This window comes from Pseudomonas sp. HS6 (assembly GCF_023375815.1).
GTDB lineage: Bacteria > Pseudomonadota > Gammaproteobacteria > Pseudomonadales > Pseudomonadaceae > Aquipseudomonas.
The window spans coordinates 1648344-1672765 of the sequence record NZ_CP067412.1 but is presented as its reverse complement, the minus strand read 5'-3'; the positions used below and the strand labels follow the sequence as shown (position 1 = coordinate 1672765).

22 protein-coding genes are annotated in these 24422 nt (G+C 60.0%); 15 read left to right on the top strand and 7 right to left on the bottom strand.

All coding sequences use genetic code 11. The annotated features are described in order from the left end of the window. Nucleotides 1-59: 59 nt before the first annotated feature. Complete coding sequence (locus JJN09_RS07605; protein ID WP_249486569.1) at nt 60-704, bottom strand: glutathione S-transferase family protein; 645 nt, start codon at nt 702-704, stop codon at nt 60-62. 231 nt (nt 705-935) lie between these two features. Here JJN09_RS07605 and JJN09_RS07600 point away from each other — a divergent pair, with 231 nt between their 5' ends. The 6 genes from JJN09_RS07600 (at nt 936) to JJN09_RS07575 (ending at nt 8287) form a co-directional block, all read left to right on the top strand. Then, nucleotides 936-1583 carry a gamma-glutamylcyclotransferase gene (locus tag JJN09_RS07600; protein ID WP_249486568.1) on the top strand — a complete coding sequence of 216 codons (648 nt, stop codon included), beginning with the start codon at nt 936-938 and terminating at the stop codon, nt 1581-1583. 121 nt (nt 1584-1704) lie between these two features. Beyond that, nucleotides 1705-2889, top strand: a complete 1185-nt coding sequence (locus tag JJN09_RS07595; protein ID WP_249486566.1) for an efflux RND transporter periplasmic adaptor subunit — start codon at nt 1705-1707, stop codon at nt 2887-2889. A gap of 13 nt (nt 2890-2902) precedes the next feature. Beyond that, nucleotides 2903-6145, top strand: coding sequence for an efflux RND transporter permease subunit (locus JJN09_RS07590; protein WP_249486564.1), 3243 nt, complete (start codon nt 2903-2905; stop codon nt 6143-6145). A gap of 10 nt (nt 6146-6155) precedes the next feature. Next, the gene (locus JJN09_RS07585) at nt 6156-7655 is read left to right on the top strand and encodes an efflux transporter outer membrane subunit (RefSeq protein WP_249486563.1); all 1500 of its coding nucleotides are present in this window, start codon (nt 6156-6158) and stop codon (nt 7653-7655) included. After that, on the top strand, nt 7652-7951 hold the full coding sequence (locus tag JJN09_RS07580) for an antibiotic biosynthesis monooxygenase family protein (protein WP_249486561.1): 300 nt from the start codon (nt 7652-7654) through the stop codon (nt 7949-7951). The genes JJN09_RS07585 and JJN09_RS07580 overlap by 4 nt, the downstream gene beginning before the upstream one ends. 9 nt (nt 7952-7960) lie before the next feature. Next, nucleotides 7961-8287, top strand: a complete 327-nt coding sequence (locus JJN09_RS07575; protein WP_249486560.1) for a LysR family transcriptional regulator — start codon at nt 7961-7963, stop codon at nt 8285-8287. Between the two features lie 69 nt (nt 8288-8356). Here the strand turns inward: JJN09_RS07575 and JJN09_RS07570 are convergent, their stop codons facing one another. Continuing rightward, the gene (locus JJN09_RS07570; RefSeq protein ID WP_249486558.1) at nt 8357-9253 is read right to left on the bottom strand and encodes a LysR family transcriptional regulator; all 897 of its coding nucleotides are present in this window, start codon (nt 9251-9253) and stop codon (nt 8357-8359) included. A gap of 168 nt (nt 9254-9421) precedes the next feature. Between JJN09_RS07570 and JJN09_RS07565 the strand changes: the two genes are divergently transcribed. Beyond that, nucleotides 9422-10954, top strand: a complete 1533-nt coding sequence (locus tag JJN09_RS07565; RefSeq protein ID WP_249486557.1) for an MFS transporter — start codon at nt 9422-9424, stop codon at nt 10952-10954. A gap of 48 nt (nt 10955-11002) precedes the next feature. Here the strand turns inward: JJN09_RS07565 and JJN09_RS07560 are convergent, their stop codons facing one another. Continuing rightward, a complete protein-coding gene (locus JJN09_RS07560) occupies nt 11003-12394 on the bottom strand; it encodes an aldehyde dehydrogenase family protein (protein ID WP_249486556.1) in 1392 nt (463 codons plus the stop codon). Nucleotides 12395-12497: 103 nt separating this feature from the next. Between JJN09_RS07560 and JJN09_RS07555 the strand changes: the two genes are divergently transcribed. The 7 genes from JJN09_RS07555 to JJN09_RS07525 all read left to right on the top strand — a co-directional run bounded on the left by JJN09_RS07555 (nt 12498) and on the right by JJN09_RS07525 (nt 18429). Continuing rightward, nucleotides 12498-13385, top strand: coding sequence for a LysR family transcriptional regulator (locus JJN09_RS07555; RefSeq protein WP_249490772.1), 888 nt, complete (start codon nt 12498-12500; stop codon nt 13383-13385). A gap of 118 nt (nt 13386-13503) precedes the next feature. Beyond that, complete coding sequence (locus tag JJN09_RS07550) at nt 13504-14265, top strand: hypothetical protein (RefSeq protein WP_249486555.1); 762 nt, start codon at nt 13504-13506, stop codon at nt 14263-14265. Then, nucleotides 14262-14918, top strand: coding sequence for a hypothetical protein (locus JJN09_RS07545; protein WP_249486554.1), 657 nt, complete (start codon nt 14262-14264; stop codon nt 14916-14918). The genes JJN09_RS07550 and JJN09_RS07545 overlap by 4 nt, the downstream gene beginning before the upstream one ends. 63 nt (nt 14919-14981) lie before the next feature. Then, nucleotides 14982-16325 carry a hypothetical protein gene (locus JJN09_RS07540; RefSeq protein ID WP_249486553.1) on the top strand — a complete coding sequence of 448 codons (1344 nt, stop codon included), beginning with the start codon at nt 14982-14984 and terminating at the stop codon, nt 16323-16325. A gap of 128 nt (nt 16326-16453) precedes the next feature. After that, nucleotides 16454-17116: a M24 family metallopeptidase gene (locus JJN09_RS07535; RefSeq protein ID WP_249486552.1), complete on the top strand. Its 663-nt coding sequence runs from the start codon at nt 16454-16456 to the stop codon at nt 17114-17116. A 131-nt stretch (nt 17117-17247) separates the two neighbouring features. Further along, nucleotides 17248-17676: a molybdopterin-binding protein gene (locus JJN09_RS07530; RefSeq protein ID WP_102620931.1), complete on the top strand. Its 429-nt coding sequence runs from the start codon at nt 17248-17250 to the stop codon at nt 17674-17676. 108 nt (nt 17677-17784) lie between these two features. After that, a complete protein-coding gene (locus JJN09_RS07525) occupies nt 17785-18429 on the top strand; it encodes an amino acid transporter (protein ID WP_249486551.1) in 645 nt (214 codons plus the stop codon). 21 nt (nt 18430-18450) lie between these two features. Here the strand turns inward: JJN09_RS07525 and JJN09_RS07520 are convergent, their stop codons facing one another. The 3 genes from JJN09_RS07520 to JJN09_RS07510 all read right to left on the bottom strand — a co-directional run bounded on the left by JJN09_RS07520 (nt 18451) and on the right by JJN09_RS07510 (nt 21980). Then, the gene (locus JJN09_RS07520) at nt 18451-19656 is read right to left on the bottom strand and encodes a hypothetical protein (protein ID WP_249486550.1); all 1206 of its coding nucleotides are present in this window, start codon (nt 19654-19656) and stop codon (nt 18451-18453) included. Nucleotides 19657-19779: 123 nt separating this feature from the next. Continuing rightward, a complete protein-coding gene (locus JJN09_RS07515; RefSeq protein WP_249486549.1) occupies nt 19780-21345 on the bottom strand; it encodes an aldehyde dehydrogenase (NADP(+)) in 1566 nt (521 codons plus the stop codon). Further along, nucleotides 21342-21980: an isochorismatase family cysteine hydrolase gene (locus JJN09_RS07510; protein ID WP_249486548.1), complete on the bottom strand. Its 639-nt coding sequence runs from the start codon at nt 21978-21980 to the stop codon at nt 21342-21344. Before JJN09_RS07510 ends, JJN09_RS07515 begins: the two co-directional genes overlap by 4 nt. Nucleotides 21981-22079: 99 nt before the next feature. Between JJN09_RS07510 and JJN09_RS07505 the strand changes: the two genes are divergently transcribed. Beyond that, nucleotides 22080-22577 carry a helix-turn-helix domain-containing protein gene (locus JJN09_RS07505; protein WP_249486547.1) on the top strand — a complete coding sequence of 166 codons (498 nt, stop codon included), beginning with the start codon at nt 22080-22082 and terminating at the stop codon, nt 22575-22577. 69 nt (nt 22578-22646) lie between these two features. Here JJN09_RS07505 and JJN09_RS07500 read toward each other — a convergent pair whose 3' ends face one another. Continuing rightward, on the bottom strand, nt 22647-24062 hold the full coding sequence (locus JJN09_RS07500) for a cytosine permease (protein WP_249486545.1): 1416 nt from the start codon (nt 24060-24062) through the stop codon (nt 22647-22649). Nucleotides 24063-24422 lie beyond the last annotated feature (360 nt).

Here is a 24422-nt window from a genome sequence, read left to right as displayed (position 1 = left end):
AATCAACGAGAAACCGGGACATGCCCGGTTTCTTTTTATCAAGAGCTGGAACGTTCAACTCACGCTTGCGCCAGTTGCTCCATGTGTTCGGCGTACACGGCGGCTTCTTCCTGCAAGGCTTTCTGAACGGAAGGGCGGGCATCGATTCGTGCTTTCCACGCCATCAGGTGCGGCAAATGTTCGATCTGCGCGCCGGAGCGGGCGTTCCACCAGGTGGCGAAGACGTAGGCATCGGCCACGGTGAATTGTTCGCCGGTCAGCCAGGTACGGCCGTCGGCCAAGCGTGCATCGAGTTGCGCATAGGCGTTGACGATTTTGTTGCGGGTCCATTCGGCGCCTGCTTCGGTCAGCAGTTTGCGCATCAGCGGGATGTGCTTCTGGGCGATTTCGGTGGCGATGAAGGTCAGCAACTGATCGAGTTTTGCCCGCTCCAGCGTGCCGTGGGTGGGTGTGAGACCAGACTCGGGATGTTGGTCGGCCAGGTAGGAGGTGACGACGATGGTTTCCGACAGCACATCGTTGGAGGCTGTGTCGAGAATCAGTGCAGGTACATACAGCAGCGGGTTAACGGCTGCGAAATCCTCACCGTTGGAGGTGGTCTGACCAAAGACGTCGAAGTGCACCAGTTCCGGGGTTAGGCCCAGTTCGTTGGCGATGATCTGCACGGCTTGAGAGCAGGTTTGGTTGGCGATAAAGAGTTTCATGGCGAAGTACCTACGGGTTCGAAATGGGAGTCCAGAGCTGGATCGGCGATTTCAGTCTGCCCGTCAGTGCCTGGGCGATAAATACTCGGTAAGTTGATGCTCTGTCGCCCGAATGGAGACAATTGATTGTCTCCATTCGGGCGACTAACCGTCGCACCGTTCGCTGTTTATCCGGTTTTGCGCTTCAGCCAGTATTCGCTTCACGGCAAGCCAAACCCAGAGGCAACGGCAATGTTGACGAAGCATGTGATCTGTTCAGGGGAATACCTGCAGAAGTTCAGCGATGTTCCACCCGAGCTGTTGTGGTCGCTCGAACGCATTCGCCAGTCGATGGAGCAAACCCTTCAGGCACGGCCGGATCGAGGTGACATCTGGGTATTTGGTTACGGCTCGCTGATCTGGAATCCGATGCTGGACTTCGCTGAACAGCAACGGGCGACGTTGTTCGGCTGGCATCGCAGTTTTTGCCTGCGAATGATTGCCGGCAGAGCGTCTATCGATACGCCGGGCCGAATGCTGGCGCTGCAACCGGGCGGGGAAACCCAGGGTGTGGCTTTCAAGGTTTCGCAAGAAGTCGCCACGGACGAACTGCTCTGTCTGTGGATCCGCGAGATGCCCACCGGTGCTTATCGACCGCTATGGATCCCCGTGCAGTTGGCCGAGGGAGGTGAAGTGAATGCGCTGGTGTTTGTCGCCGAACCGGATCATCCGTTGTTCGAAACCGATGCGCGGATCGAAACCATCGCCGGTGAGGTGGAGCAGGCGCAAGGGCCGATGGGCAGCAACGCCGACTATGTGCACCGACTGTGCTGTGCCCTGAGTGAAAGTGGAATCGTGGACGAATACATCGGCGCATTGTCGGCCGAACTGATGGATTAACCAGCCCGGTTTTCTCTAGTTGAAGTGTTGCGACGGATCTTCGTTGCAGGAACCCGTGCGCCCCGAGTTTGCCGTGGAATGCCAAGTCTTGAACATCATTAACAGTTGCAGGAGAGATGAAATGATCGCCAATCGTAAACGACTTACCGTCGCGTTAAGTGCGCTCCTGGTCGCCGGCACGGCCGGCATCGTCGTCAAGCAGGGTGATCGTTTCGAACCCCTGTCCAGCGCCCATGCGGCCGAGACTGCCCAGACGCCGAAGGCTGAAGTGGATGTCGCCACGGTCGTCTTTAAATCGATCAGTGAATGGCAAAGTTATTCTGGTCGTCTGGAGGCTGTCGACAAGGTCGATATCCGTCCGTTGGTGCCGGGCACCATTGTCGGTGTGCATTTCAAGGATGGCGCGCTGGTGAAAAAGGGTGACTTGCTGTTCACCCTCGATCAGCGCCCCTATCTGGCTGAAGTCGACCGTGCTGCCGGGCAGTTGGCGGCCGCCGAATCGCGGGCCGGTTACACCGCCACCGATGCCGGTCGGGCGGCGCGTCTGGTGGTTGAGAACGCCATCGCCAAACGCGATTACGACGAGAAACAGAACGCCGCTCGTGAAGCCCTTGCCCAGGTGAAAGTGGCCAAGGCTGCGCTGGATGCCGCCAGGGTCAATCTGTCGTACACCGAAATCAAGGCGCCGGTGGCCGGTCGCGTATCCCGCGCTGAGTTGACGGTCGGCAACGTTGTTTCCACCGGTGCAACGGCACCATTGCTGACGCGCCTGGTGTCGGTCTCGCCGATCTACGCCTCGTTCGATGTCGATGAGCAAACTTATCTGCGCTATCTCAATCAGGCATCCGGCGGCACTGCCCCGGTGTCTCTCGGGCTGGCCGACGAAGAGGGCTACTCGCGCCAAGGCGCGGTGGATTCGATCGATAACCAGCTCGATACCCAGTCCGGAACCATCCGCGTTCGTGCGCGCTTCGACAACGCCAACGGTGCGCTGCTGCCAGGCCTGTACGCACGGCTCAAGGTCGGTGGCGGCAAACCCTTTGAAACGGTACTGGTCGACGACTCCGCCATCGGCACCGATCAGGCCCGCAAGTTTGTGCTGGTGGTTGGCGCCGAGGATCGCGTCGAGTACCGCGAGGTGACGCTGGGCAACCTGCACGAAGGGCTGCGCATCGTGACATCCGGCCTCAAGGCCGGTGACCGGGTGATCGTCAGCGGCGTGCAGCGAGTACGCCCCAACGACACCGTCCACGCCAACACCGTCGATATGGCCAGCGTCAACCGCGCTGCCAGACCTTCGGCCTGATCCGGGAATTGCCATGAATATCTCGAAATTCTTTATCGACCGGCCGATCTTCGCCGGCGTGTTGTCGGTGGTGGTCGTGCTGGCCGGGTTGATCGCCCTGACCAAACTGCCGACCGCCGAATACCCTGAAGTGGTTCCGCCGTCCGTGGTAGTGCGGGCCGAGTACCCTGGCGCCAACCCGAAAGTCATTGCCGAGACGGTCGCGTCGCCGATTGAAGAACAAATCAACGGTGTCGAAGACATGCTCTACATGCAGTCGCTGGCCAACAGCGACGGCAAGATGACCACGACCGTGACCTTCAAACTGGGCACCGATCCGGACAAGGCTCAGCAGTTCGTCCAGAACCGCGTCGCCCAGGCGCTGCCTCGGCTGCCGGAAGATGTGCAGCGGCTGGGTGTGACCACCATCAAATCGTCACCGACGCTGACCATGGGCGTGAGCATTCTGTCGCCCGGCCAGCGTTACGACCTGACTTACCTGCGCAACTACGCGCTGATCAACGTCAAGGATCGCCTCGCGCGGATTCCCGGCGTTGGTGAAGTGGTGATGTGGGGCGCGGGCGATTACTCGATGCGCATCTGGCTCGATCCGCAGAAAGTCGCACGCCTGAACATGACGGCGCTGGACGTGGTGAAAGCCATCCGCGAGCAGAACGTGCAAGTCGCCGCCGGGATCGTCGGCGGGGCGCCGATGCTGACGGACGTGCCGATGCAGTTGAGCGTCAACGCCCAGGGCCGGTTGAAGACCGAGCAGGAATTTCGCGACATCATTCTCAAGTCCAGCGCCGGGGCGGTGACGCATCTGTCGGACGTGGCGCGGGTTGAAATGGCCGCTTCCGAATACACCTTGCGCGCCCTGCTCGACAACAAGCCGGCTGTGCAAATGATCATCTTCCAGCAACCGGGTGCGAACTCGCTGCAGATCTCCGATGACGTGCGCAAGGTCATGGAAGAGATCAAGCAGGACATGCCTGACGGTGTCGATTACGGCATCAAGTACGACCCGACCCAGTTTGTGCGTGACAGCATTCATGCGGTGATCCAGACCCTGCTTGAAGCCATCGCGCTGGTGGTGCTGGTGGTGATCGTGTTCCTGCAAACCTGGCGCGCTTCGCTGATTCCGTTGCTGGCGGTGCCGGTCTCGATCATCGGCACTTTCGCGCTGCTGCTGGGCTTTGGTTACACCATCAATGCCTTGTCGTTGTTCGGCATGGTGCTGGCCATCGGCATCGTCGTGGACGATGCGATCGTGGTGGTGGAGAACGTCGAGCGCAACATTGCCGCCGGTCTGTCACCGCGAGACGCCACCTACAAAGCCATGCAGGAAGTCAGCGGGCCGATCATTGCGATTGCCCTGACGCTGGTGGCGGTGTTCGTCCCGCTGGCGTTCATGTCCGGCCTGACCGGGCAGTTCTATCAGCAGTTCGCGATGACCATTGCGATCTCGACGGTGATCTCGGCATTCAACTCGTTGACCCTGTCGCCAGCGCTGTCGGCCATCCTGCTCAAAGGGCATGACGAACCGAAAGATCGCCTGACGCGGATCATGGATAAATTGTTCGGGCGTTTCTTTGCGGTTTTCAATCGGGTCTTCAATCGCGGCTCGGAAAATTATGGCCACGGTGTTCGCCGGGTGGTCGGTCGCAAGGCCGTGATGCTGGTGATCTACAGCCTCCTGCTGGGCGGTGCGGTGTGGATGGGGCAGATCGTGCCCGGTGGTTTTGTGCCGGCACAGGACAAGGACTACGTGGTCGCCATCGCGCAATTGCCAAGCGGCGCGACGCTCGATCGTACGGAAAAAGTCGTGCGTGAAATGGGCGATATCGCGCTGGCAATTCCCGGGGTCAAGAACCTGCCGCAGTTCCCCGGTTTGTCGGTCAGCCTGGCCAACTCGCCGAGCAGTGCGCTGGTGTTTCCGGTACTTGAACCGTCGAAATATCGTTCCAAAGAGCAATCCGCCTCGGCCATCGTTGCGCAGTTGAATGCCCAGTATGCCGGGATCAAGCAAGCTGCGATTGCGGTATTCCCGCCACCGCCGGTTGCGGGCCTGGGCACCGTCGGCGGCTTCAAGTTGATGATCGAAGACCGTGGCGCTCTGGGCTATGAGGCGCTGAACAAGGCGACTCAAGACTTCATGGCCGCCGCTGCGAAAGCACCTGAACTTGGCCCGGCATTCTCGACCTTCCAGATCAACATGCCGCAACTCAACGTCGAGCTGGATCGGGTCAAAGCCAAGCAACTCGGTGTATCGGTGACGGATGTGTTCGACACCCTGCAGATCTACCTGGGCTCGATGTACGTCAACGACTTCAATGCTTTTGGTCGCGTGTATCAGGTCCGTGCGCAAGCGGATGCGCCGTTCCGTGCCACCGCTGAAAACATCGGCGTGCTGAAAACCCGCAACGACAAGGGCGAGATGGTGCCGCTGTCGTCTCTGATCAAAGTCACCACCACCTACGGCCCGGAAATGGTCGTGCGCTACAACGGCTACACCGCTGCCGACATCAACGGCGGGCCGGCACCGGGCTATTCGTCTGGCCAGGCGCAAGCCGCGGTCGATCGCATTGCCAAAGAAGTGTTCCCGCGTGGCATCAAGTACGAGTGGACCGACCTGACCTATCAGCAGGTGCTGGCCGGCAACTCTGCACTCTGGGTGTTCCCGATCAGTGTGCTGCTGGTGTTCCTGGTGCTGGCGGCGTTGTACGAGAGCCTGACCTTGCCGCTGGCGATCATCCTGATTGTGCCGATGAGCATTCTTTCAGCGCTGGTCGGCGTGTGGCTGACCCATGGCGACAACAACATCTTCACCCAGATCGGTTTGATGGTGCTGGTGGGGCTGTCGGCGAAGAACGCGATCCTGATCGTAGAGTTCGCTCGGGAGCTGGAGATGCAGGGCCGCACCATCGTGCAAGCCGCCATCGAAGCCAGCCGTCTGCGTCTGCGGCCGATCCTGATGACCTCGATCGCTTTCATCATGGGTGTTGTGCCGCTGGTGTTCTCCACCGGTGCCGGTGCCGAGATGCGCCAGGCCATGGGGATCGCGGTGTTCTTCGGCATGCTCGGCGTGACCCTGTTCGGCCTGATGTTGACCCCGGTGTTCTACGTGCTGCTGCGCAAGCTTTCGGGTGTCGAGCATCTGGTGGACAAACACGGCAGGCATCCGCACTTGGGTGCGGACCTGACGGCTCATGACTACAGCGTTTTCTCTAGCACTCAGCCTTCGGTTCGCGCGCCAGAAGCGGCGTTCGAAAAATAAGGAGAACGACATGAAAGTATTCGCCTTGAATCGCCTGCTGGTGAGCAGTGTCTGGCTCGCCACGGTGCTGGCCACCGCCGGTTGCTCGCTGGCGCCGACTTATCTCAAACCCAATGTGTCGATGCCGCCAGCCTACAAGGAAGAGAAAACCCAGGAACCACGCACTGCGCTGTCGGCAGCGGAGGCTGGTTCCTGGAAAACCGCACAGCCTTCGGAGCAGATCGCTCGCGGCGAATGGTGGACCGTGTTTGGCGATCAGCCGTTGAACGACTTGCAACAACAGGCCCGCGATGCCAACCAGAATCTGGTCGCCGCAGCGGCACGCTTGAAGGAGGCGAGGGCGCTGAATCAAGCGGAGCGTTCGCAACTGTTCCCGACCGTGGATGCCGGTTTCGGTCCGACCCGGCAGCGGGTGTCTCCGGCCTCGCAATCTGAATCGGACAGCGGCAAGGGCTCGAGTCAAACGTTGTGGCGGGCACAAACCAGCGCCTCTTATGAGGTCGACATGTTCGGGCGAGTGGCTTCGACGGTCGATGCCGCCGACGCAGAAGCCCAACGTAGCGAAGCGCTCTATCGTTCGGTGCTGTTGGCGTTGCAGGCCGACGTGGCGCAGAACTACTTCACCTTGCGTCAGCTCGATGCCGAAGCCGAGGTTTTCACCTCGACTGTCGAACTGCGCGAACAGGCGCTGAAGCTGGTGCGCCAGCGCTATTCGCTGGGCGACATCAGCGACCTTGATGTGGCCCGTGCCGAGGCGGAACTGGCCACGGCGCGCTCCGATGCGATGACCGTCCAGCGTCTGCGTGCAACCTCGGAGCACAGCCTGGCGGTGCTGCTTGGCAAGAGCCCGGCGGAATTTGCTCTGGCGGCGAATCCGCTGAACCCCGTGACCTTGCACATTCCTGCCGGCCTGCCTTCATCGCTGCTGGAGCGGCGCCCGGACATCGCCGCTGCCGAACGCGAGATGGCAGCGGCCAATGCGCGGATCGGCGTGGCGAAAGCCGCGTTCTTTCCTTCGCTGACACTGACCGGCGCCGCCGGGTTTGAATCGGGTTCGCTGAGCAACCTGTTTCACTGGAGCAGCCGTACGTTCCTGCTCGGCCCCCTGGCCGGGACGGCGCTGAACCTGCCGATCTTCGACGGGGGCCTGCGCAAAGGCAATCTGGCCAAGGCCAACGCCGAGTACGAAGAAGACGTCGCCAACTATCGGCAGCAAGTGCTGGTGGCGTTCCGTGAGGTGGAAGACAACCTGGCGGATCTGCGGGTCCTCGAAGGGCAGACGCAGGTCCAGGCGCAGGCCGTGGACGCATCGGTGCGTGCGGCAAGACTGGCACGGGCGCAGTACAGCGAAGGCGACGTGATTTACCTGTCAGTGATCGATGCCGAACGCAGCGCCCTGCAATCACGTCGGGCGGCTGTGCAATTGCAGGGAGCGCAAGCGGTGGCCACGGTCAATCTGATCCGTGCTTTGGGCGGTGGCTGGGGCAATGCCGGGGAGAAATCGATATGAAAACCGCCGTCGTGAATGTGATCGAAGTGCTCGCGGTGAGCGGCCAGTCCGACGGGCTGCGCCAGCCGATCGATCAGATGCTCAAGACCTTGAGCGCGATACCCGGCTGCCTCGCCTATCACGTGATGCGCAGCGCAAAAAATGAAGATTTGTGGATCATCAGCGGCTATTGGGAATCGACAGCGGCCATGCATTCGCACTTCGCTCATCCGGCATTGAACGATCTGGGGAGGCTGCTCGATTGCCACACGGTCAATCGCGTTGCGGCCGACAGTTTCACCTCCAATGCCCCGTGAGACAGGACCATGGCGATCAACGAAGAAAGCTTTCGCGGCGTCGATTTGAACTTGCTGGTGACGTTTCTGGTGTTGTTCCGTGAACGCAGTGTTTCTAGGGCGGCGGTGTTGCTGAGGGTTGGGCAGCCCGCTGTCAGCGGTTCACTCGCTCGGCTGCGGGCTTGCCTTGGCGATCCGTTGTTTGTGCGAACGGGCAGAGGGGTGCGCCCGACCGCACGGGCCATTGAAGTCGCCGGAGTCTTGATACCTGCAATGCGCGCCGTTGAAAGCCAGATTGCCTGTGGGAGTGAGCTTGCTCGCGAATGCGTCGTGTCAAGCGACAGGGATGTTGGCTGACCTGGCCTCTTCGCGGGCAAGCCCGCTCCCACAAGGTACTTCGCCGTATGCGGGATTTTTGAGCCGCTGTCAGCGCAGGCGGTCGGCAAGGTAGTTGAGCACGGCGCGGGTTTTTGCCGGCATGCGGCTGCCGAGGGGTATCAGGGCATGCACCGGCGGGCCGGGCGAATCCACGCCTGGGAGCACCGGGACCAGCCTGCCGCAGTCGACGTAGGGCTGGGCCACTTTGTCGAAAAGCTGCGAAATACCAAGACCGATCACGGTCGCATCAATCACCGCCTGACCATCCGAAAGGACGATCACCGGGGGTGGTGCCAGTTCGCGCAAATGGCCGTTTTCGGTCAGCGACCACGGCCGCAGTTTGCCGGTGAAACCCCGGAAAATCACCGCGTCGTGCTGCACCAGATCCGCCGGCGTTTCGATGGGCGCGTGACGGGCCAGGTAATCGGGTGACGCGTAAAGACGCAGCGAGGTGTTGCACAACTTGCGCACGGTCATTTCGCTGTCCTGGGGCAGCGCGCCGGCGCGTACGACGATGTCCCAGCCTTCGCCGACCGCATCGGACATGCGGTCGGTCATCGACAGCTCCAGCGTGACCTGCGGGAAGCGATGACGCAGTTCGGAAATGGTCGGCAGAAACAACTGGCGAAAGCCCGAAGGAATGTCCAGTCGCACGCGACCGATCGGCTCCTCTTTGCGCGCCGCCAGCGCCTGGGCGGCGTCGCGCAAGCCATCGAGTGCGGCCTGGGCAGCTATCAGATAGGTCTCGCCGTCTTCGGTCAGTCGGACGGCGCGTGTGGTGCGTTGGAACAGCTTGGTGCCGAGCCGCGATTCGAGGCGCTGCACAGCCTTGCCGACATTGGATTTGCTGGTCGCCAGGTTCTCCGCGGCGCGGGTGAAGCTGCCGGTCTGGGCGACACCGACGAAGGCGGCAATGTCGGGAAATGAAGTATCGGCGCGTTCCATGATTGTCTCCAATTGAGCGACTAATCGTCTCGATTGGCGGAGTTTATCAATGGTTTGGCGTCATCAACAATGCTCCATCGCATAGGGGAGCCTGTGGATTTTTGTATGGGTTTCCAGCTTATTCGCTGTGCAGTGCAGCGGTGTTTTTCTTTCTCAAAGGGTTGAACGATGACATCCATAACTCAACATCGAGTCGCGCGCGACAAGTTGCTGATCCTCGCGGCCATTTGCCTGTCGGCACTGGTCCTTCCGTTAAGTTTTACCGGTGGTGCGGTGGCGACGCCGGCCATTGGCCGTGACCTGGGCGGCAGCCCGGTGGCGCTGACCTGGATCACCAATGCGTTCATGTTGTCTTTCGGCAGTCTGCTGATGGCGGCGGGGGCGTTGGCCGATGTCTATGGGCGCAAGCGCCTGTTCACGGGGGGCATGCTGCTATTTACCGCTGCGTCGATTGCCCAGAGCCTGGCGCCGTCGGTGTTCTGGCTGGATGTGTTGCGGGCGATTCAGGGCGTGGCCGGGGCGGCGGCGCTGGCCAGTGGTTCGGCGGCGCTTGCGCAGGAATTCGAAGGCCACGCGCGCACCCGTGCCTACAGCATGCTGGGCACCACGTTTGGCATCGGCCTGGCGTTCGGGCCGTTGGTGGCCGGGGCGTTGATCGAGGCGTTCAACTGGCGGGCGATCTTTGTCTTTACCGCGCTGATCGGTGTGATCGCAATGGTGTTCGGCCTGCCGCGCATGCGTGAGACCCGCGACCCCGACGCCAGCGGTCTCGACTGGCCGGGCACCGTGACGTTCAGTTCGATGCTGGCGCTGTTCACGTTCGGTGTGATCCAGGCTCCCGAAAGCGGTTGGGGCAGTCCGTTGGTGGTGGGGCTATTGGGTGCTTCGGCGTTGTTGCTGGCGCTGTTCGTCATCATCGAAATGCGCGTCAAACGTCCGATGCTTGATCTGACTTTGTTCCGTTTTCCGCGCTTTATCGGTGTGCAGATGCTGCCGATCGGCACCTGCTATTGCTACATCGTGCTGGTGGTCATGCTGCCGCTGCGGTTTATCGGCGTCGAAGGCTTGAGTGAAATCGATGCCGGCCTGCTGTTGCTGGCGCTGTCGGCGCCGATGCTGGTGGTGCCGATGCTGGCGGCGTCCATGACCCGGTTTGTCTCGGCCGGCATTTTGTCGGGTGTGGGCTTCCTGATTGCCGCCGTGGGGCTGCACTGGCTGAGCCTGTACAACGTCGGCGAGCCTAAATTCGCGTTGGTGGTGCCGATGGTGTTGATCGGGATTGGCGCGGGTCTGCCGTGGGGGTTGATGGACGGGCTGTCGGTCAGCGTGGTGCCGAAAGAACGCGCCGGCATGGCGGCCGGGATCTTCAACACGGTGCGGGTGGCGGGTGAGGGGATTGCACTGGCCAGCGTGGCGGCGATGCTTGCCTCGCTGCTGCATACCGATCTGCAGGCCGTGGCCGGTGGTGCAGACGCCGCGCTGATTGCCGAGACCGCACATCGGGTGACCACGGGTGACATGGCTCACGCGATCAACACTGTTCCAGGTCTGGCCAACGAACGTCTGGTGCAAGGCTACGCTTCGGCGTTCCAGTATCTGCTGCACATCCTGACGCTCATCACCCTGGCGTCGGCGGCCGTGGTGTTGGGGCTGTTGAGCAAGGAACGGACGGTATCGGAACCAAAACAGGCTGCGGCGTAAATGAAAAAGCCCGGAAGCGCAAAACGCTTCCGGGCTTTGTTCATTGGATCAGCGGCGATCCAGCCACACGGTCTGCGCGTTGCAGAACTCGCGTACACCGAAGTGCGACAGTTCGCGACCGAAACCGCTTTTCTTCACGCCACCGAAGGTCACGCGCGGGTCGCTGGCGGAGTAGCCGTTGATGAACACACCACCGGTTTCCAGTTCGCTGGTCAGTTGTTGGGCCAGGGCGACGTTGGCGGTGTAGATCGTAGCGGTCAGACCGAACTCGCTGTCGTTGGCCAGGGCTACCGCGTGGGCGCAGTCGCGAGCGGTGATGATCGACGCCACCGGGCCGAACAGCTCCTGTTTGAACGAGGTCATGCGGTCGGTGACGTCGGCCAGCACGGTCGGCTCGTAGTAGTTGCCCGAACCCTCTACTTTGCCGCCACCGAGCAGCAGGGTGGCGCCTTCTTCCAAAGTGTCGCGCACTTGTTGATCCAGTTCGTCACGCAGATCGAAACGGGCCATCGGGCCGATGTAGTTGTCGGCGGACATCGGATCGCCCATCTTCAACTGGCGGGTGGCTTCGACGAATTTGCGGGTGAACTCTTCGACCACGCCTTCTTCGATGATCAGACGTTTGGCGGCGGCGCAGACCTGGCCCGAGTTCTGGTAACGACCGATCACTGCTGCTTGTACGGCTTGATCGATATCGGCGTCGTTGAGCACGATGAACGGATCGGAACCGCCCAGCTCCAGCACGCATTTCTTCAGCGCAGCACCGGCCTGTGCGCCGATGGCCATGCCGGCGCGGACGCTGCCGGTCAGGGTCACGGCGGCAATGCGCGGGTCGGCGATGGCGGTGGACACGCCTTCCGGGGTGACGTTGATTACTTCAAACACGCCATCGGCGAAACCGGCGCGGGTGAAGGCGTCGCGCAACAGGTAGGCGCTGCCCATCACATTCGGTGCATGCTTGAGTACGTAGGTGTTGCCGGCGATCAGCGCCGGGACGGCGCCGCGCAGCACTTGCCAGATCGGGAAGTTCCACGGCATCACCGCAAGGATTGGCCCCAGCGGGCGGTATTCGATGCGCGCCTTGCCGCCTTCGACCAGGGTCGATTCGGCGTTGAGCATGGCCGGGCCGTGTTCGGCGTACCACTCGCAAAGCTTGGCGCATTTTTCGATTTCGCCACGAGCCTGGGCGATCGGCTTGCCCATTTCCTGGGTGATCATGGTCGCCATGGCTTCGCTGCTGTCACGCAGGGCGCCGGCCAGCGCGGTCAGGGCGCGGGAGCGGTCTTGCAGCGGCTTGCGTTTCCACTTGCCGAAACCGAACGCGGCACGGGTCAGCGCGGCATCGAGGGCCTCAGCGGATTCGAAGGCGTAGTGACCAACCTGCTCGCCAGTGGCGGGGTTGATCGAAATGGCGTGGGTCTGGCTGGAAATCGGGCTCATGGCATCATCCTGCGAGGTCAGTGGATGCGCCCAGAGTAGGGTGGCGTTTGATTTCTGGAAACTGAATAATAAAGAGCGCTTCTTTCACGATTGGAGAATGACTGTGGATCTGGTGCAACTGGAAATCTTCAAGGCCGTTGCCGAGCACGGCAGCATCAGCGCGGCGGCGGCGCAGATCCATCGCGTGCCGTCGAACCTGACGACGCGCATCAAGCAGTTGGAAGAGGATCTGGGCGTCGACTTGTTCATCCGCGAGAAAAGCCGATTGCGTCTGTCGCCGGCCGGTTGGAGTTTTCTGGAGTACGCGCGGCGGATTCTCGACCTGGTGCAGGAAGCCCGCGCCACGGTGGCCGGCGAAGAGCCTCAGGGTGCATTCCCACTGGGGTCGCTGGAAAGTACCGCGGCAGTACGGATTCCCGGATTGCTGGCGACCTACAACCAGCAACACCCCAAGGTTGATCTGGACCTGTCGACCGGTCCCTCCGGGACGATGATCGACGGTGTGCTTTCCGGGCGTCTGGCGGCCGCGTTTGTCGACGGCCCGGTCCTGCATCCGGCGCTGGAAGGCATCCCGGCATTCGAAGAGGAAATGGTCATCATCTCGCCGCTCCATCACGGCCCGATCAAGCGCGCCGGGGATGTGAACGGCGAGAACATCTATGCGTTCCGCTCGAACTGCTCCTATCGCCATCACTTCGAAAAATGGTTCAGCACCGACGCCGCCGTGCCCGGCAAGATCTTCGAAATGGAGTCCTATCACGGCATGCTCGCCTGCGTCAGTGCGGGCGCCGGCCTGGCCCTGATGCCGCGCAGCATGCTGCAAAGCATGCCCGGTTGCGCGACCGTGAGTGTCTGGCCGCTGGCGGCGGATTTTCGCTATCTGACCACGTGGCTGGTGTGGCGGCGGGGCACGGTGTCGCGCAGTCTGAGCATGTTCGTGCGCTTGTTGGAGGAGCGCGGCGTGGTGCGTGCAGATGATCCGGCGGCGTGATCCGAGCGGTCTGATTCGGCCGTTCAATTGACTGAGGGGCTTGGACTTAAGTCGTGCTGGCAAAAGGCAAGGCGAAACGCCATCATTTGTCCCGACTCTTCAATTGCGAGCCAAGGGAATGTTGCACGCCTTCAATCAAGGAAAAAGTCTCCTTTACAGACGTTATCTCGGACATCGTGAGTTAGGCGAAAAACGAGTCTGTGCAGAGGACGAAATCACCGCCCTGATCATGGGGCCTCTGGATTACCTGCCTGCCGAAGCCGCCGGCCTGTTTTGGCGAAGCCTGATCGTACGAGATCGTCACGATGTTCACCCGGTGTTTCCTGCAGGGGCCGTAGAAAGTGCGCGGATGCGTTTCTGGCCGCGCAACGGAATCGAGCCGGATCTGGTGGTCGAGCTGGGTTGGCCAAGCGGTGAGCGGCGCATTTTGTTGATCGAGTTCAAATGGGAAGCACCATTGAGTGGCAAAGATCAATTGCACCGTCAATGGCGGGAGTTCCTGACGCCCGCCGAACAGAGGGTCGCTTATCACGTCTTTATCGCCCCCGAAATCAGTGCAGGGCTCAATGCGCTCAGTGAGCAGGACATCTGGGGCGGTCAATTGATACTCCACTCCTGGCTCAGTGTGCTGCACATTGTGCGGAGCATGGGGGCTTCCGGATTCACGGGCCTGGAGAAGTGGAAATCCCAAATGGCGTGCTTTCTTGGCAAGCTGGGTATTTTCCGGTTTCAAGGATTCGATTCACTTTCAGTCCCCCCGGTCGTGGGCAGCTCAACGGTGTTCTGGAGTCCGTTGAATGGATTCACCGAGCTGCAACCCCCCACCATTCTTTCCCGGGGTAACCCGTCATCCTCTTATTTTTGGAATCCAGCATCATGAGCAATCCTTCCAGCATCGGTAAGGCGATTACCGAGAACATTCGATTCATATCCAGGTTGGGTGCGGAATGTGATCATCTGGCCAAATTGATTCGGGAAGAGGTGAGCAGCGCGCTACTGGTGCCCGACGTTGCCCAGCGCTACCGGGCAGGCGGCGAGTGGATCGAAAAATTCGCCAATGATGAGCACGGCTGGGTCTGCACCGAGATGGGGTTCTCCCTTCCGGTTATTGTTAAACCGAAGCGGTCTGTCGGTGGTTATATCGTGGTGCAAATCAGTCTCACGGGGGCAGGGATTGAGGCGAAAGAGAATCACGAACCGTTGGTCCATATCGGCTGGTGGGGAGCACCGATCGATTTTGAAGAGTTCCTCATGTCGTTCCCGATCGGCCTCGACAGTGGATTCGACCTAACACTTGAAGGCGATCGACAGTTCCACTGGGCTCATTCTCAGTATGACAATGAGTGGACATATAGCCTGTACCTGGCCGATATCAACAGTCCGGCGGATGTTCAGGCATCCATCGTCAAACCTTTGAAGGCGTTGTTACTGGGCCACGAGGCGACGGTGGCTCTCGCCGGCTCGCGCGCAGTGCGGTATGAGAAGGTGCAAGGGGAAGAGGACGAGGGCCAGTACCGGGTCCTGCCTCGTTGAAATGCTGGGGTGCCCGGACTGTCACGGGCATTCTTGTACCGCGCCATCGCCAAGGATCAGGGTATGCATCGCACTCAGTATCTCAACAGCGTCAACGACTTCATCGATTGGTTTGCCAGCAATCTCGGCCATGCGTCCCTTTTTGCTCATTCCTACATCGATCGGCGCAGTAACCCCGCAGCACCCAGAACTCTGGCGTTTACAACACTGTTTGACGCCTGCAAGCAGTACCACTGGAAACACAACGGTGCCTTTGGATCACCAGCCGGTGCATGTCTGCAAACCAACGATGCCGCCTTGAGCGCCCTTCGCCAAGCCTTGCAGAGCGCAATCAACACCGTAAACGACAGCAAAACGCTGACGGCCAGCAGCGCGGTGATGTCATGGGGCGGCGTGCGTGCGGGGAATGTCCGATGGTTGACAGCGAATTCCAAGGGACTTGCTCAGACCATTGCTTCGGTATGCGCCGCGCTGGATAGCGATAATCTGAGCCATCCAGTACTGACGAGTTGTCAGCCATTGCGTTTCAATGCAGGCATGACCAAGGTCTACTCACTGTTGGTCAATGACTTCATTATTTATGACAGTCGCGTCGCGGCCGCGCTGGGATGGATCGTCGTAAAGTATTGTCAGGCCCGAAAGTTGCCGGCAGTGCCGCGGGATCTTGCATTTCCGTGGGCGCCGGCAAAGGAAGCGGCGAACGCGCGCCTTCCGAAAAATCGTGATCCCGGATTGGGGAACTATCATTTTCCGCGCTTGATTTCCGGCGAGCTGCATGCGGTCTGGAATCTGAAGGCTGGTTGGATACTCGCTGAAGTGTTGGCTCGTGCATCGCATAATCCGTTCAGAAATTCCTCGACCGTTCCCGCGCTTCGTCAATTGGAGGCGGCTTTGTTTATGGTGGGCTATGACCTGCCCTTAAACGTAAGTCCGAGCGGTGTGAACTCTGAGCCAGAGTCATATGCCGAAGGTGACTGGACGGAGTGCTACACGGCGGCGAGGGGCAAGTTGTTTCATTACCGGGTCGAGGAGGGTGGAATTCGCCTTCTGGACGGTCGCTTTTACCCGGTGGCTGTCATCAATCGAATGTTGATCATTCTGGTCGAGCTATTCGGTACTGATCCGTTTCCGTTGGCCAACAGTGCGACGAAAGTTCGTGTAACACCGAGCATTCCGGGGATTGGCTACGCCTATTTTCAGGCTACTGATGAGCGGGGAAATCCGCCATCGGCCAGTGCGCTCGCTGCGGTGCTACATGAGCTGGGAGTGTTGAACTACACGCCGGACAACCGAGCCCCATGGGCCCTTGACTTCGGTGATTACGTGCAGCGCGGACGTATAGATCTGGAGGCGCTGCTCAAGCTTGAAAGCGAAAGGCATGATGACGTTGGAGAGCTCATCGCATAGCCAATCGGCACTTCATTCTTTGATCAATGCGCAGCCTCCGGCAACGGCTATCGCTTTGGCATGGGATATCGCAATATACGTTTCTATATAGCGATAAAAACTTCGCAGGACGCCAAGAGGAGTGAGGGATGAATGCCAATTTGAGCGGTAAAGAAGCGGTAGGCGAACGTTTTGTGCTGGAAACCATGCGCCACGCCCAGCAGTTGACCTGGAAGGCCGTGGATGAGATTGCCAAGGTGATCAAACCCGGCATGCGCGAATCGGAAGCCCATGCACGGGGCAAAGAAATTCTCGTCGAACTGGGCATGGATCGGATCTGGCATCCGCTGCTGATCCGCTTCGGTGCCAATACGCTCAAGACTTTCAAGGAGCGTTCCGAAGGCGATCCGGTATTGGGCGAGGAAGACATTTTCTTCATCGACATGGGCGTGGTCTGGGAAGGCCATGAAGGCGATGCCGGGGCGACGTTCATCACTGGCTCCGATCCGCAAATGATCGCCTGTGCGGCGGCCTCCAAGGATCTTTTCGACAAAGTCGAGGCCTTCTGGCGTCAGGGTGTGACCGGTGTCGAACTGTATCGCTACGCCACCGATCAGGCTGAGGCGATGGGCTGGAAGCTGAATCTGGACATCAAGGGCCACCGGGTCAGCGATTTTCCCCACGCGATTTATCGCGGCGGCAATCTCGGTGATTTCGATCAGGCTCCGAATGCCGGTGTGTGGATTCTGGAAATCCAGATCGAACATCCTGAGCTTCCGTACGGCGCCTTCTATGAAGACCTGCTGATCTGATTCACATTGGCGGTGCTAGAGTCAGGAGTCGATGTTCATTCAGGTGCACCGCTGTAGTTGTAACTACATAGCGCTTGCTCCGATGATGCAGGCCGTTTCCTAACTCTAAAGTCAACAAAAGGACATCCATCATGAAAGTCAGTGCCCGCAATGTCTTCAAAGGTCAGGTCAGCCAGGTGCAGGAAGGCTCGGTCAACGCGGAAGTCGTCCTGACCCTGCCGGGCGGCGAGAAGCTGGTTGCCGTCGTGACCCTGGCCAGCCTCAAGAGCCTGGGCATCGCGGTGGGCAAAGAAGCCGTGGCCCTGGTCAAGGCGCCTTGGGTGATGCTGATGACCGAGTCCGACGGCATTCGCCTGTCGGCCCGCAACTGCCTGCAAGGCAAGGTGCTGAGCGTGACCGATGGCGCGGTCAACGCTGAAGTGGTGATCGAGCTGGCCGGCGGTTCGAAGGTCTATTCGATCGTGACCCGTGACGCGGTGAATGAGCTAGGTCTGGCGGCTGGCGTCAGTGCGACGGCGGTGATCAAGGCTTCGCACATCATCCTGGGTGTGCCGGCCTGATCAGTCCGTCAGGACAGTGGCTGTAAAAAAGAAGTGCCGGGCTCAAGCGAGTCCGGCACTTTTTTTGTTTCAATGTTCGGATAAAGCCAGGGACATGGAGAACGGCGAATGACGGCTCAGGAACACCTGCCGGATCAAGAGGCATGGAGCCCTTGGACACCCACTGATTTATTCCAGCGACTCGAACACGTCGAGCGCCCTTGGTGCATCGTCGGCGGATGGGCGCTCGATGTCTGGCAGGGACAGCAAACCCGTGTGCATGAAGACCTTGAATTCACCATCCTGCGTGAGGATTTTTCGGCGTTTCGCGAGGCGCTGGGTCCTCTGGATTTCTATGCGGTCAAGGATGGACGTTTCGAGTTGCTGGCATCAAATCGCGAACCTGATTGCGACATTTTTCAGGTCTGGTGTTTTGACACTGAAGCGCAAGCCTGGCGGGTCGACATGATGATTGAACCGGGTACGCCAGACAGATGGGTTTACAAACGCGATACGTCGATCACTGGCGGGCGCAGTGAAATGGTCTGCACCAGCGATGCGGGCATTCCCTATCTCAGGCCGGCGGCCATTCTGTTGTTCAAGGCCAAACACCTCAGGGCAAAGGACCAAGCCGATTTCAATCTCACCTTGCCCAGGCTTTCGCCCGGGGAGCGCCAATGGTTGATGGAGCATCTGACGTTGGTACACCCGGGGCATGAATGGCTTGCGCAGATCTGTTGCTGGAATCGCAGCTTGCAGCCACTCATGTGCTGAATCCATGACCTGGGCAAGCTGTTACGACAGCATGTTGCCGGTGTAAATCGGTGCATTGTCGAATCGGCCAACGCTTTGCGTGGCATTCAGGTATTGCTGAACCAGACTGTAGGCTCCCAGATCAATCATTTCGACTGCGTTTGCAGTGGTCACCGATTTGGTCATGGGTTGAATCAGCAAACCCTTGACGGTGGGCGGACCGGGGTTGATCAGCGCATCCAGGATTTTCTTGACCATGCTTTTTTGAGCGAAAACGTCAGTGAGGGATTTGCTGGCCAGCGATCCATCGGTTCCCAGTAATCCGATCAGGGCATAAAACACCCAGGCCGTGGACATTTGCCAGCCATAACTCGCTTCGCCAAGTTTGGCGTCCATGCTGCCTTTGCATTCGACAATGATGTATTGCTCGACTTCGCCACTCCACAGGTTGCGTTTGACCCATATCTGATCGATCCCGTTGATTCGGCCGGCAGAAGACTTGCCCAATTTCATCTGATAGTCCTGCCCCAGGACAGTAATGAGCAGTTTGGCGGCAGCATATTCGCCTCGTGTTTCGCTGCCAAAATGCTGGGCGTTGGAGTTTTCCAGGTTCTGCAGATGGTTTTTGAGTCTGTCCCCTGATTTAACGTCGTGTTTGGCGAATTTGTCCGAGACATAACCATAGTTTTGCAACCAGTCACCTACCTTGGCCTGAGCTATAGGATCCGAACCAAGCAAATTCCAGTAGTTCATCGCTGTTGGGTCGGGTGGTTGCTGGCCCAGCGCGAGCCTGCGCGCGATGACTTGCTCAGCGGCGTAGGTGGTGATGGCGTGATTGGTACCAAAAGCGCTAACCGCATCAGGAACGAGAATACTGCCCCCTGTGTACTGCCTGTCGCGCGCTACCGCCTCCTTGATTTGCACGCTGTCCAGGGAGTCGAGTAATACCAATTGATCGGCCCGGTCAACGTTGGCCGATAGCGTCGTCAGTCCGTGGCGGTTTTTGAACTGTTGACGTATATAAGCCCACTCGTCTCCGGCACTGTCCACGTATGACGTACCAATGCTTCCCAAACCGGTAAATGGATACTGGCCGGTGGTGAGAGTGAGTGGTTTCGCATCGAACTTTGCACAGGAAGAGAAATGCAGGATGGTCGCTATCCCACTGGGCCGTTCTTTGGGGGCCAGCTTCAGAATCGACTGGTTCAGCGCTTCTGTCGGATCGGTGTAGCTGTTGAGAGCGACCATGGCATCCATTCCATTCACGTGTAGACAGTTTGTTACTCTAGTCAACGCTGTGTAGAGCGTCCATGCAGCTTCGTCGCCTGGACACTCGGGGCCGCCTATCACACAGTTCAGTGATTGTTCAGCTCAATGGCCGTCGATGCTGCGGGGCAGGTCGAGTGGATTGGCGTCGCGCAACACCTCGGGCAGCAACGCATCGGGAAAGCCCTGATACGCCACCGGCCGCAAAAAGCGCTCGATCGAGGTCATGCCGACCGAGGTGAAGCGGCTATCCGAGGTGGCCGGGAACGGCCCGCCGTGTACGGTGGCGAAAGTCACTTCCTGCGGATGGGCGAAGGCGTTGACCACGATGCGCCCGGTGCGACGTTCGAGGACCGGCAGCAGGCGTCGTGCCAGATCGAGGTCGCGGTCTTCAAGGTGAATGGCCGCGCTGAGTTGACCCTTGAACGAACGGGCGACCGCCAACAACTCTTCTTCATCGTTGACCGTCACCAGCAGCGCGGCCGGGCCAAACACTTCATGGGCCAGCGCTGGTTCGCTGAGCAGGCGTTGCCCATCCACTTCCAGCAGCGCCGAGCGGCCTTCAAATGGGCCATCCGCTGGTGCGCCGACTGCCACCAGATTCGCACCAACGCTTTCCATCGCCACCAGCCCTTTGACGTATGAACCGTGAATCCCCGGGGTCAGCATCGTGCGTGCCGGTGCATCACTGATCCGTTTGATCATGGCGCTGCGCAACGCGTGCAGGCCATCGCCCTTGACCGCGATCAGGATCGACGGACACAGGCAGGCTTGCCCGACGTTGACCAGCATCCGCTCGGCGAAACCGTCACCGATCTCCGCGCCGCGTGCCGCCAGCGCTTCGGGCAGGATGAAGGTCGGGTTGACGCTGGTCATTTCGGTGAACACTGGGATCGGATCGGGGCGCAACTGTGCCCGGCGATAGAGCGCCATGCCACCCAGTTCCGAACCTGTGAAGGTCACGGCTTTGATCAGCGGATGATCGACCAGTGCCTCACCGATGGCATTGCCGCCGCCGCGCAGCATGGAGAAAACCCCTTCGTGCAAACCGTGCGTCTGTACAGCCTTGCGGATGGCGCGGGCCTGGATTTCCGAGGCGCCGGGGTGGGCGTTGTGCGCCTTGAGAATCACCGTAGCACCGGCCGCAAGCGCCGAAGCGGTATCGCCGCCGGCCACTGAATAGGAGATCGGGAAGTTGCTGGCACCGAAGATCGCCACCGGGCCTATCGCAATCTTTTGCAGGCGATGATCCATCCGTGGCCGGGGCTGGCGCTCAGGTTGCGCCGGATCGATGGCCAGTTGCAGGAAACGTCCTTTGCGTACCACATCGGCGAACTGACGGAACTGTGTCGCGGCTTTGGCAGCTTCGCCTTCCAGTTGCGCCTGGGGCAGACCGGTTTCCAGTGCGGCGCGGGCGGCCAGTTCCTCACGAACGGCGTCGAGGTTGTCGGCGATGCTCTCCAGAAACGCCGCGCGTTCGACCAGCGAAGTGTGGCTGTAGCTTTCGAATGCCTCGTCGGCAAGGGTTGCAGCCTGATCGACCTGCGTCGCGCCACCGAAGGCGAACTCTGGCTCGATCAATTGGTTGGTTGCCGGATTCAGCGCTTTCATCGTCCCCTCGGTGGCGAGGACGTCAGAGGCGCCGATCAGCAGGTGGCCGGTCAGACTCATTTCGAATCACCCTGTGTGTTGAGGCTGGCGATCAGTTCGTCGGTGGTCGTGACGACATGGGCGAAGGTCGGGCCGTTCAGCTCATGGGCGGAATGCATCATCTCCGGTTTGAACGCAGCAGTCGCGTCGCGCACCAGCGTGACGTGGTAGCCCAGTTCGCTGGCGTAGCGGGCGGTGGCTTCGATGCAGGTGTTGGCCAGCAAGCCGACGATGATTACGTGGGTGATGCTCTTCTGTTTCAGGCGAAAATCCAGGTCGGTGTTGGCAAAACCGCTGGAGCCCCAATGCTCCTGAACCACGATATCGCCGTCCTTCGGCGCGAAATCCGGGTGCCATTCACCGCCCCATTCGCCACGCGCAAAGTGGTGCATGTGCATGATCTTTTGTTGGGTAGGGCTTGGGTGATCCCAGTTCTCGTAGTCGCCTTTGACCCAGCGGTGATGCGGTACGATGACGACCGGAATCGACAAGGCCCGCACGGCGCGGTCGAGTTTGCGCAGGTTGTCGAGCAGGCCGTTCTGATCGGCGATCGGTTTGATCAGCGGAAAGATTTTGCCGCCGTCGGAGAGAAAATCGTTGTACGGATCGACCAGCAGGTAGGCGGTTCTGTCGAGTGGATAGAGAGGTTTCGACATGGCTGTGTACTCCGGCAATGAGAGTGATCGATGCTCAGGGCTTGTTCCCGCATCGTGTTGATATGATAATCATAGTAACCATGAAAGAGGCAAGCCCTGATGGCTGTAAACGATAGTCTTCCCGATACGCTGTGCCCGATTGCCCGGGCCGAGGCGATCGTCGGCGACCGCTGGACGGTGCTGGTTTTGCGCGAATTGTTCATGGGCAGCCATCGTTACGACGAGATCCAGGCCCAGACCGGCGGTACGCCGCAGATGGTCGCAGCTCGTCTGAAAAGCCTGGAGGCGGACGGTCTGGTCGAGCGTCGCTTGTACAACGAGCGGCCGAAACGCTACGAGTACCACCTCACCGCCAAAGGCGACGCGTTCTATCCGGTGGTGATCGCGTTGCGTGCCTGGGGCGAAACCTGGTGCAAGTCACCGGAGGAAGGGCTGGCGGTGAAGATGACCCACAAGAACTGCAACCACAGCGCCGGCCTCGGACCGCTATGTGATCACTGCAGGGAACCGTTGCGACGCGAGGATCTGATCAGCCAGCCGCAAGAGGCTTATGTCGCCGAGAGGCAAGCGCGGCGTGAGGCGTTCAAGGCGAAATAGGCGGTTCCAGCCAACGTAAAAAGGCCCTCACAGTCGAGGGCCTTCGTGTATCAGCAAAGAACGGATGACTTACAGACTGCCCGCCAGTTTCCCGGTCATCAGCCGCCGACGATAAGCGCTGTCACGACTGGCCAGCCAGAAATACAGCGGCGACGTCACCAGCAACCCCACCAGCCAGGAAAGGTCCGCGCCGTTGATGTGTGCCGACACCGGACCGACGTACAGCGGCGTGTTCATGAACGGAATCTGTACCGCGATGCCGATCGCATACGCCAGCAAGGCTTGCGGGTTGTAGCGGCCGTAGATGCCGCCATCGACCTGGAAGATCGAGGCGATGTCGTACTTGCCTTTGTGAATCGCGTAGAAGTCGATCAGGTTGATCGCGGTCCACGGCACCAGCACGACCAGCAGCACCAGCACCATGTCGACGAAATGGCCGATGAAGTCCGACGACGCGCCCACCGCAGCGAAGCAGCAGGCGAGTAGCACGATCAGCGAAATCACGGCGCGGCTCTTGGCGGTCGGAATCCAGCGGTAGGCGAAAGTCTGCACCAGGGTGATCAGCGACAGTACCGCGCCGTACAGGTTGAGGGCGTTGTGGCTGATCACGCTGAGCAGGAACAGCACCAGCATCAGCGGGCCGATCGAGCCGGTGGCGAGTTTCACCGCGTCCATGGTGTCCATGCCCACCGGGGTTGCCAGCACGGCGACTGCACCGAAAATGAACGACAGGCTGGAGCCCAGCGCGGAACCTAGGTAAGTGGTCCAGAACGTCGCGGCCACCGGCACATTCGCCGGCAGATAGCGTGAGTAGTCCGACACGTACGGCGCAAACGCAATCTGCCACAACGCTGCCAGCGACACCGTCGCGAGCCAGCCCGAGAGGTTGAAACTGCCCCGGGTGAGGAAGTCAGCCGTCTGCACGTGAGTCAGGATGTAGCCGAAGCCGATTACAATGCCGATCCCCAGCACCCAAGTGCCGATGCGGTTGAGCACGTGGATGAAGCGGTAACCGATGATCCCGATGATTCCCGAGCCCAGCGCGCCGATGACGATGCCGACCGGCACCGGAACGCTGTCGACCACGCCATGCAGGGACTTGCCGGCCAGTACGATGTTGGAGGCGAAGAAGCCGATGTACATGACGCCGGCAATCAATACCACCAGCAGCGCCCCGAGGGAGCCGAACTGCGCGCGGCTCTGGATCATCTGCGGGATGCCCATCTGCGGGCCTTGCGCCGAGTGCAGCGCCATCAGCACACCGCCGACCAGATGGCCGACCAGAATGGCGACGATGCCCCACACCAGATTCAGGTGAAACAGTTGCACGCCGAGGGCGCCGGTGACGATGGGCAGCGGTGCGATATTGCCGCCGAACCAGAGGGTGAACAGATCCCTGACCTTTCCGTGGCGATCTTCGGGCGGCACGTAGCCGATCGTGTGTTTTTCAATGAGCGGTGCGGACGTTGTTGCAGAGGTGGCCATGACGAACTCCAAGGCAAGGACGAGTACGTGTACGTACTTCAGTGAGCGCCGGCACGGACGGCGCATTTCTTGTTGGGGTTGATCATGGGCAAGGAAAGGGGAGAGATAAATTAGTAGTTTTGTTGCTTCAGGCGTTAAAAAAACGAGGCTCTCCTGACAGCTTGAAACGCTCTGTTTCGGGCGTTTCAGCACCATGAACGACAACGCAGCTGACCTCCATTGGAGCAGCTGTCTGTCGGTTGTGGCGCATCGAAAATCTGCGCCAGTCGCTAGATCAATGTGGGAGCGGGCTTGCCCGCGAAGAGGCCAACAGCTTCAACATAAGCAGAGGCTGATCTGACGCCGTCGTCGGAGCGCCGT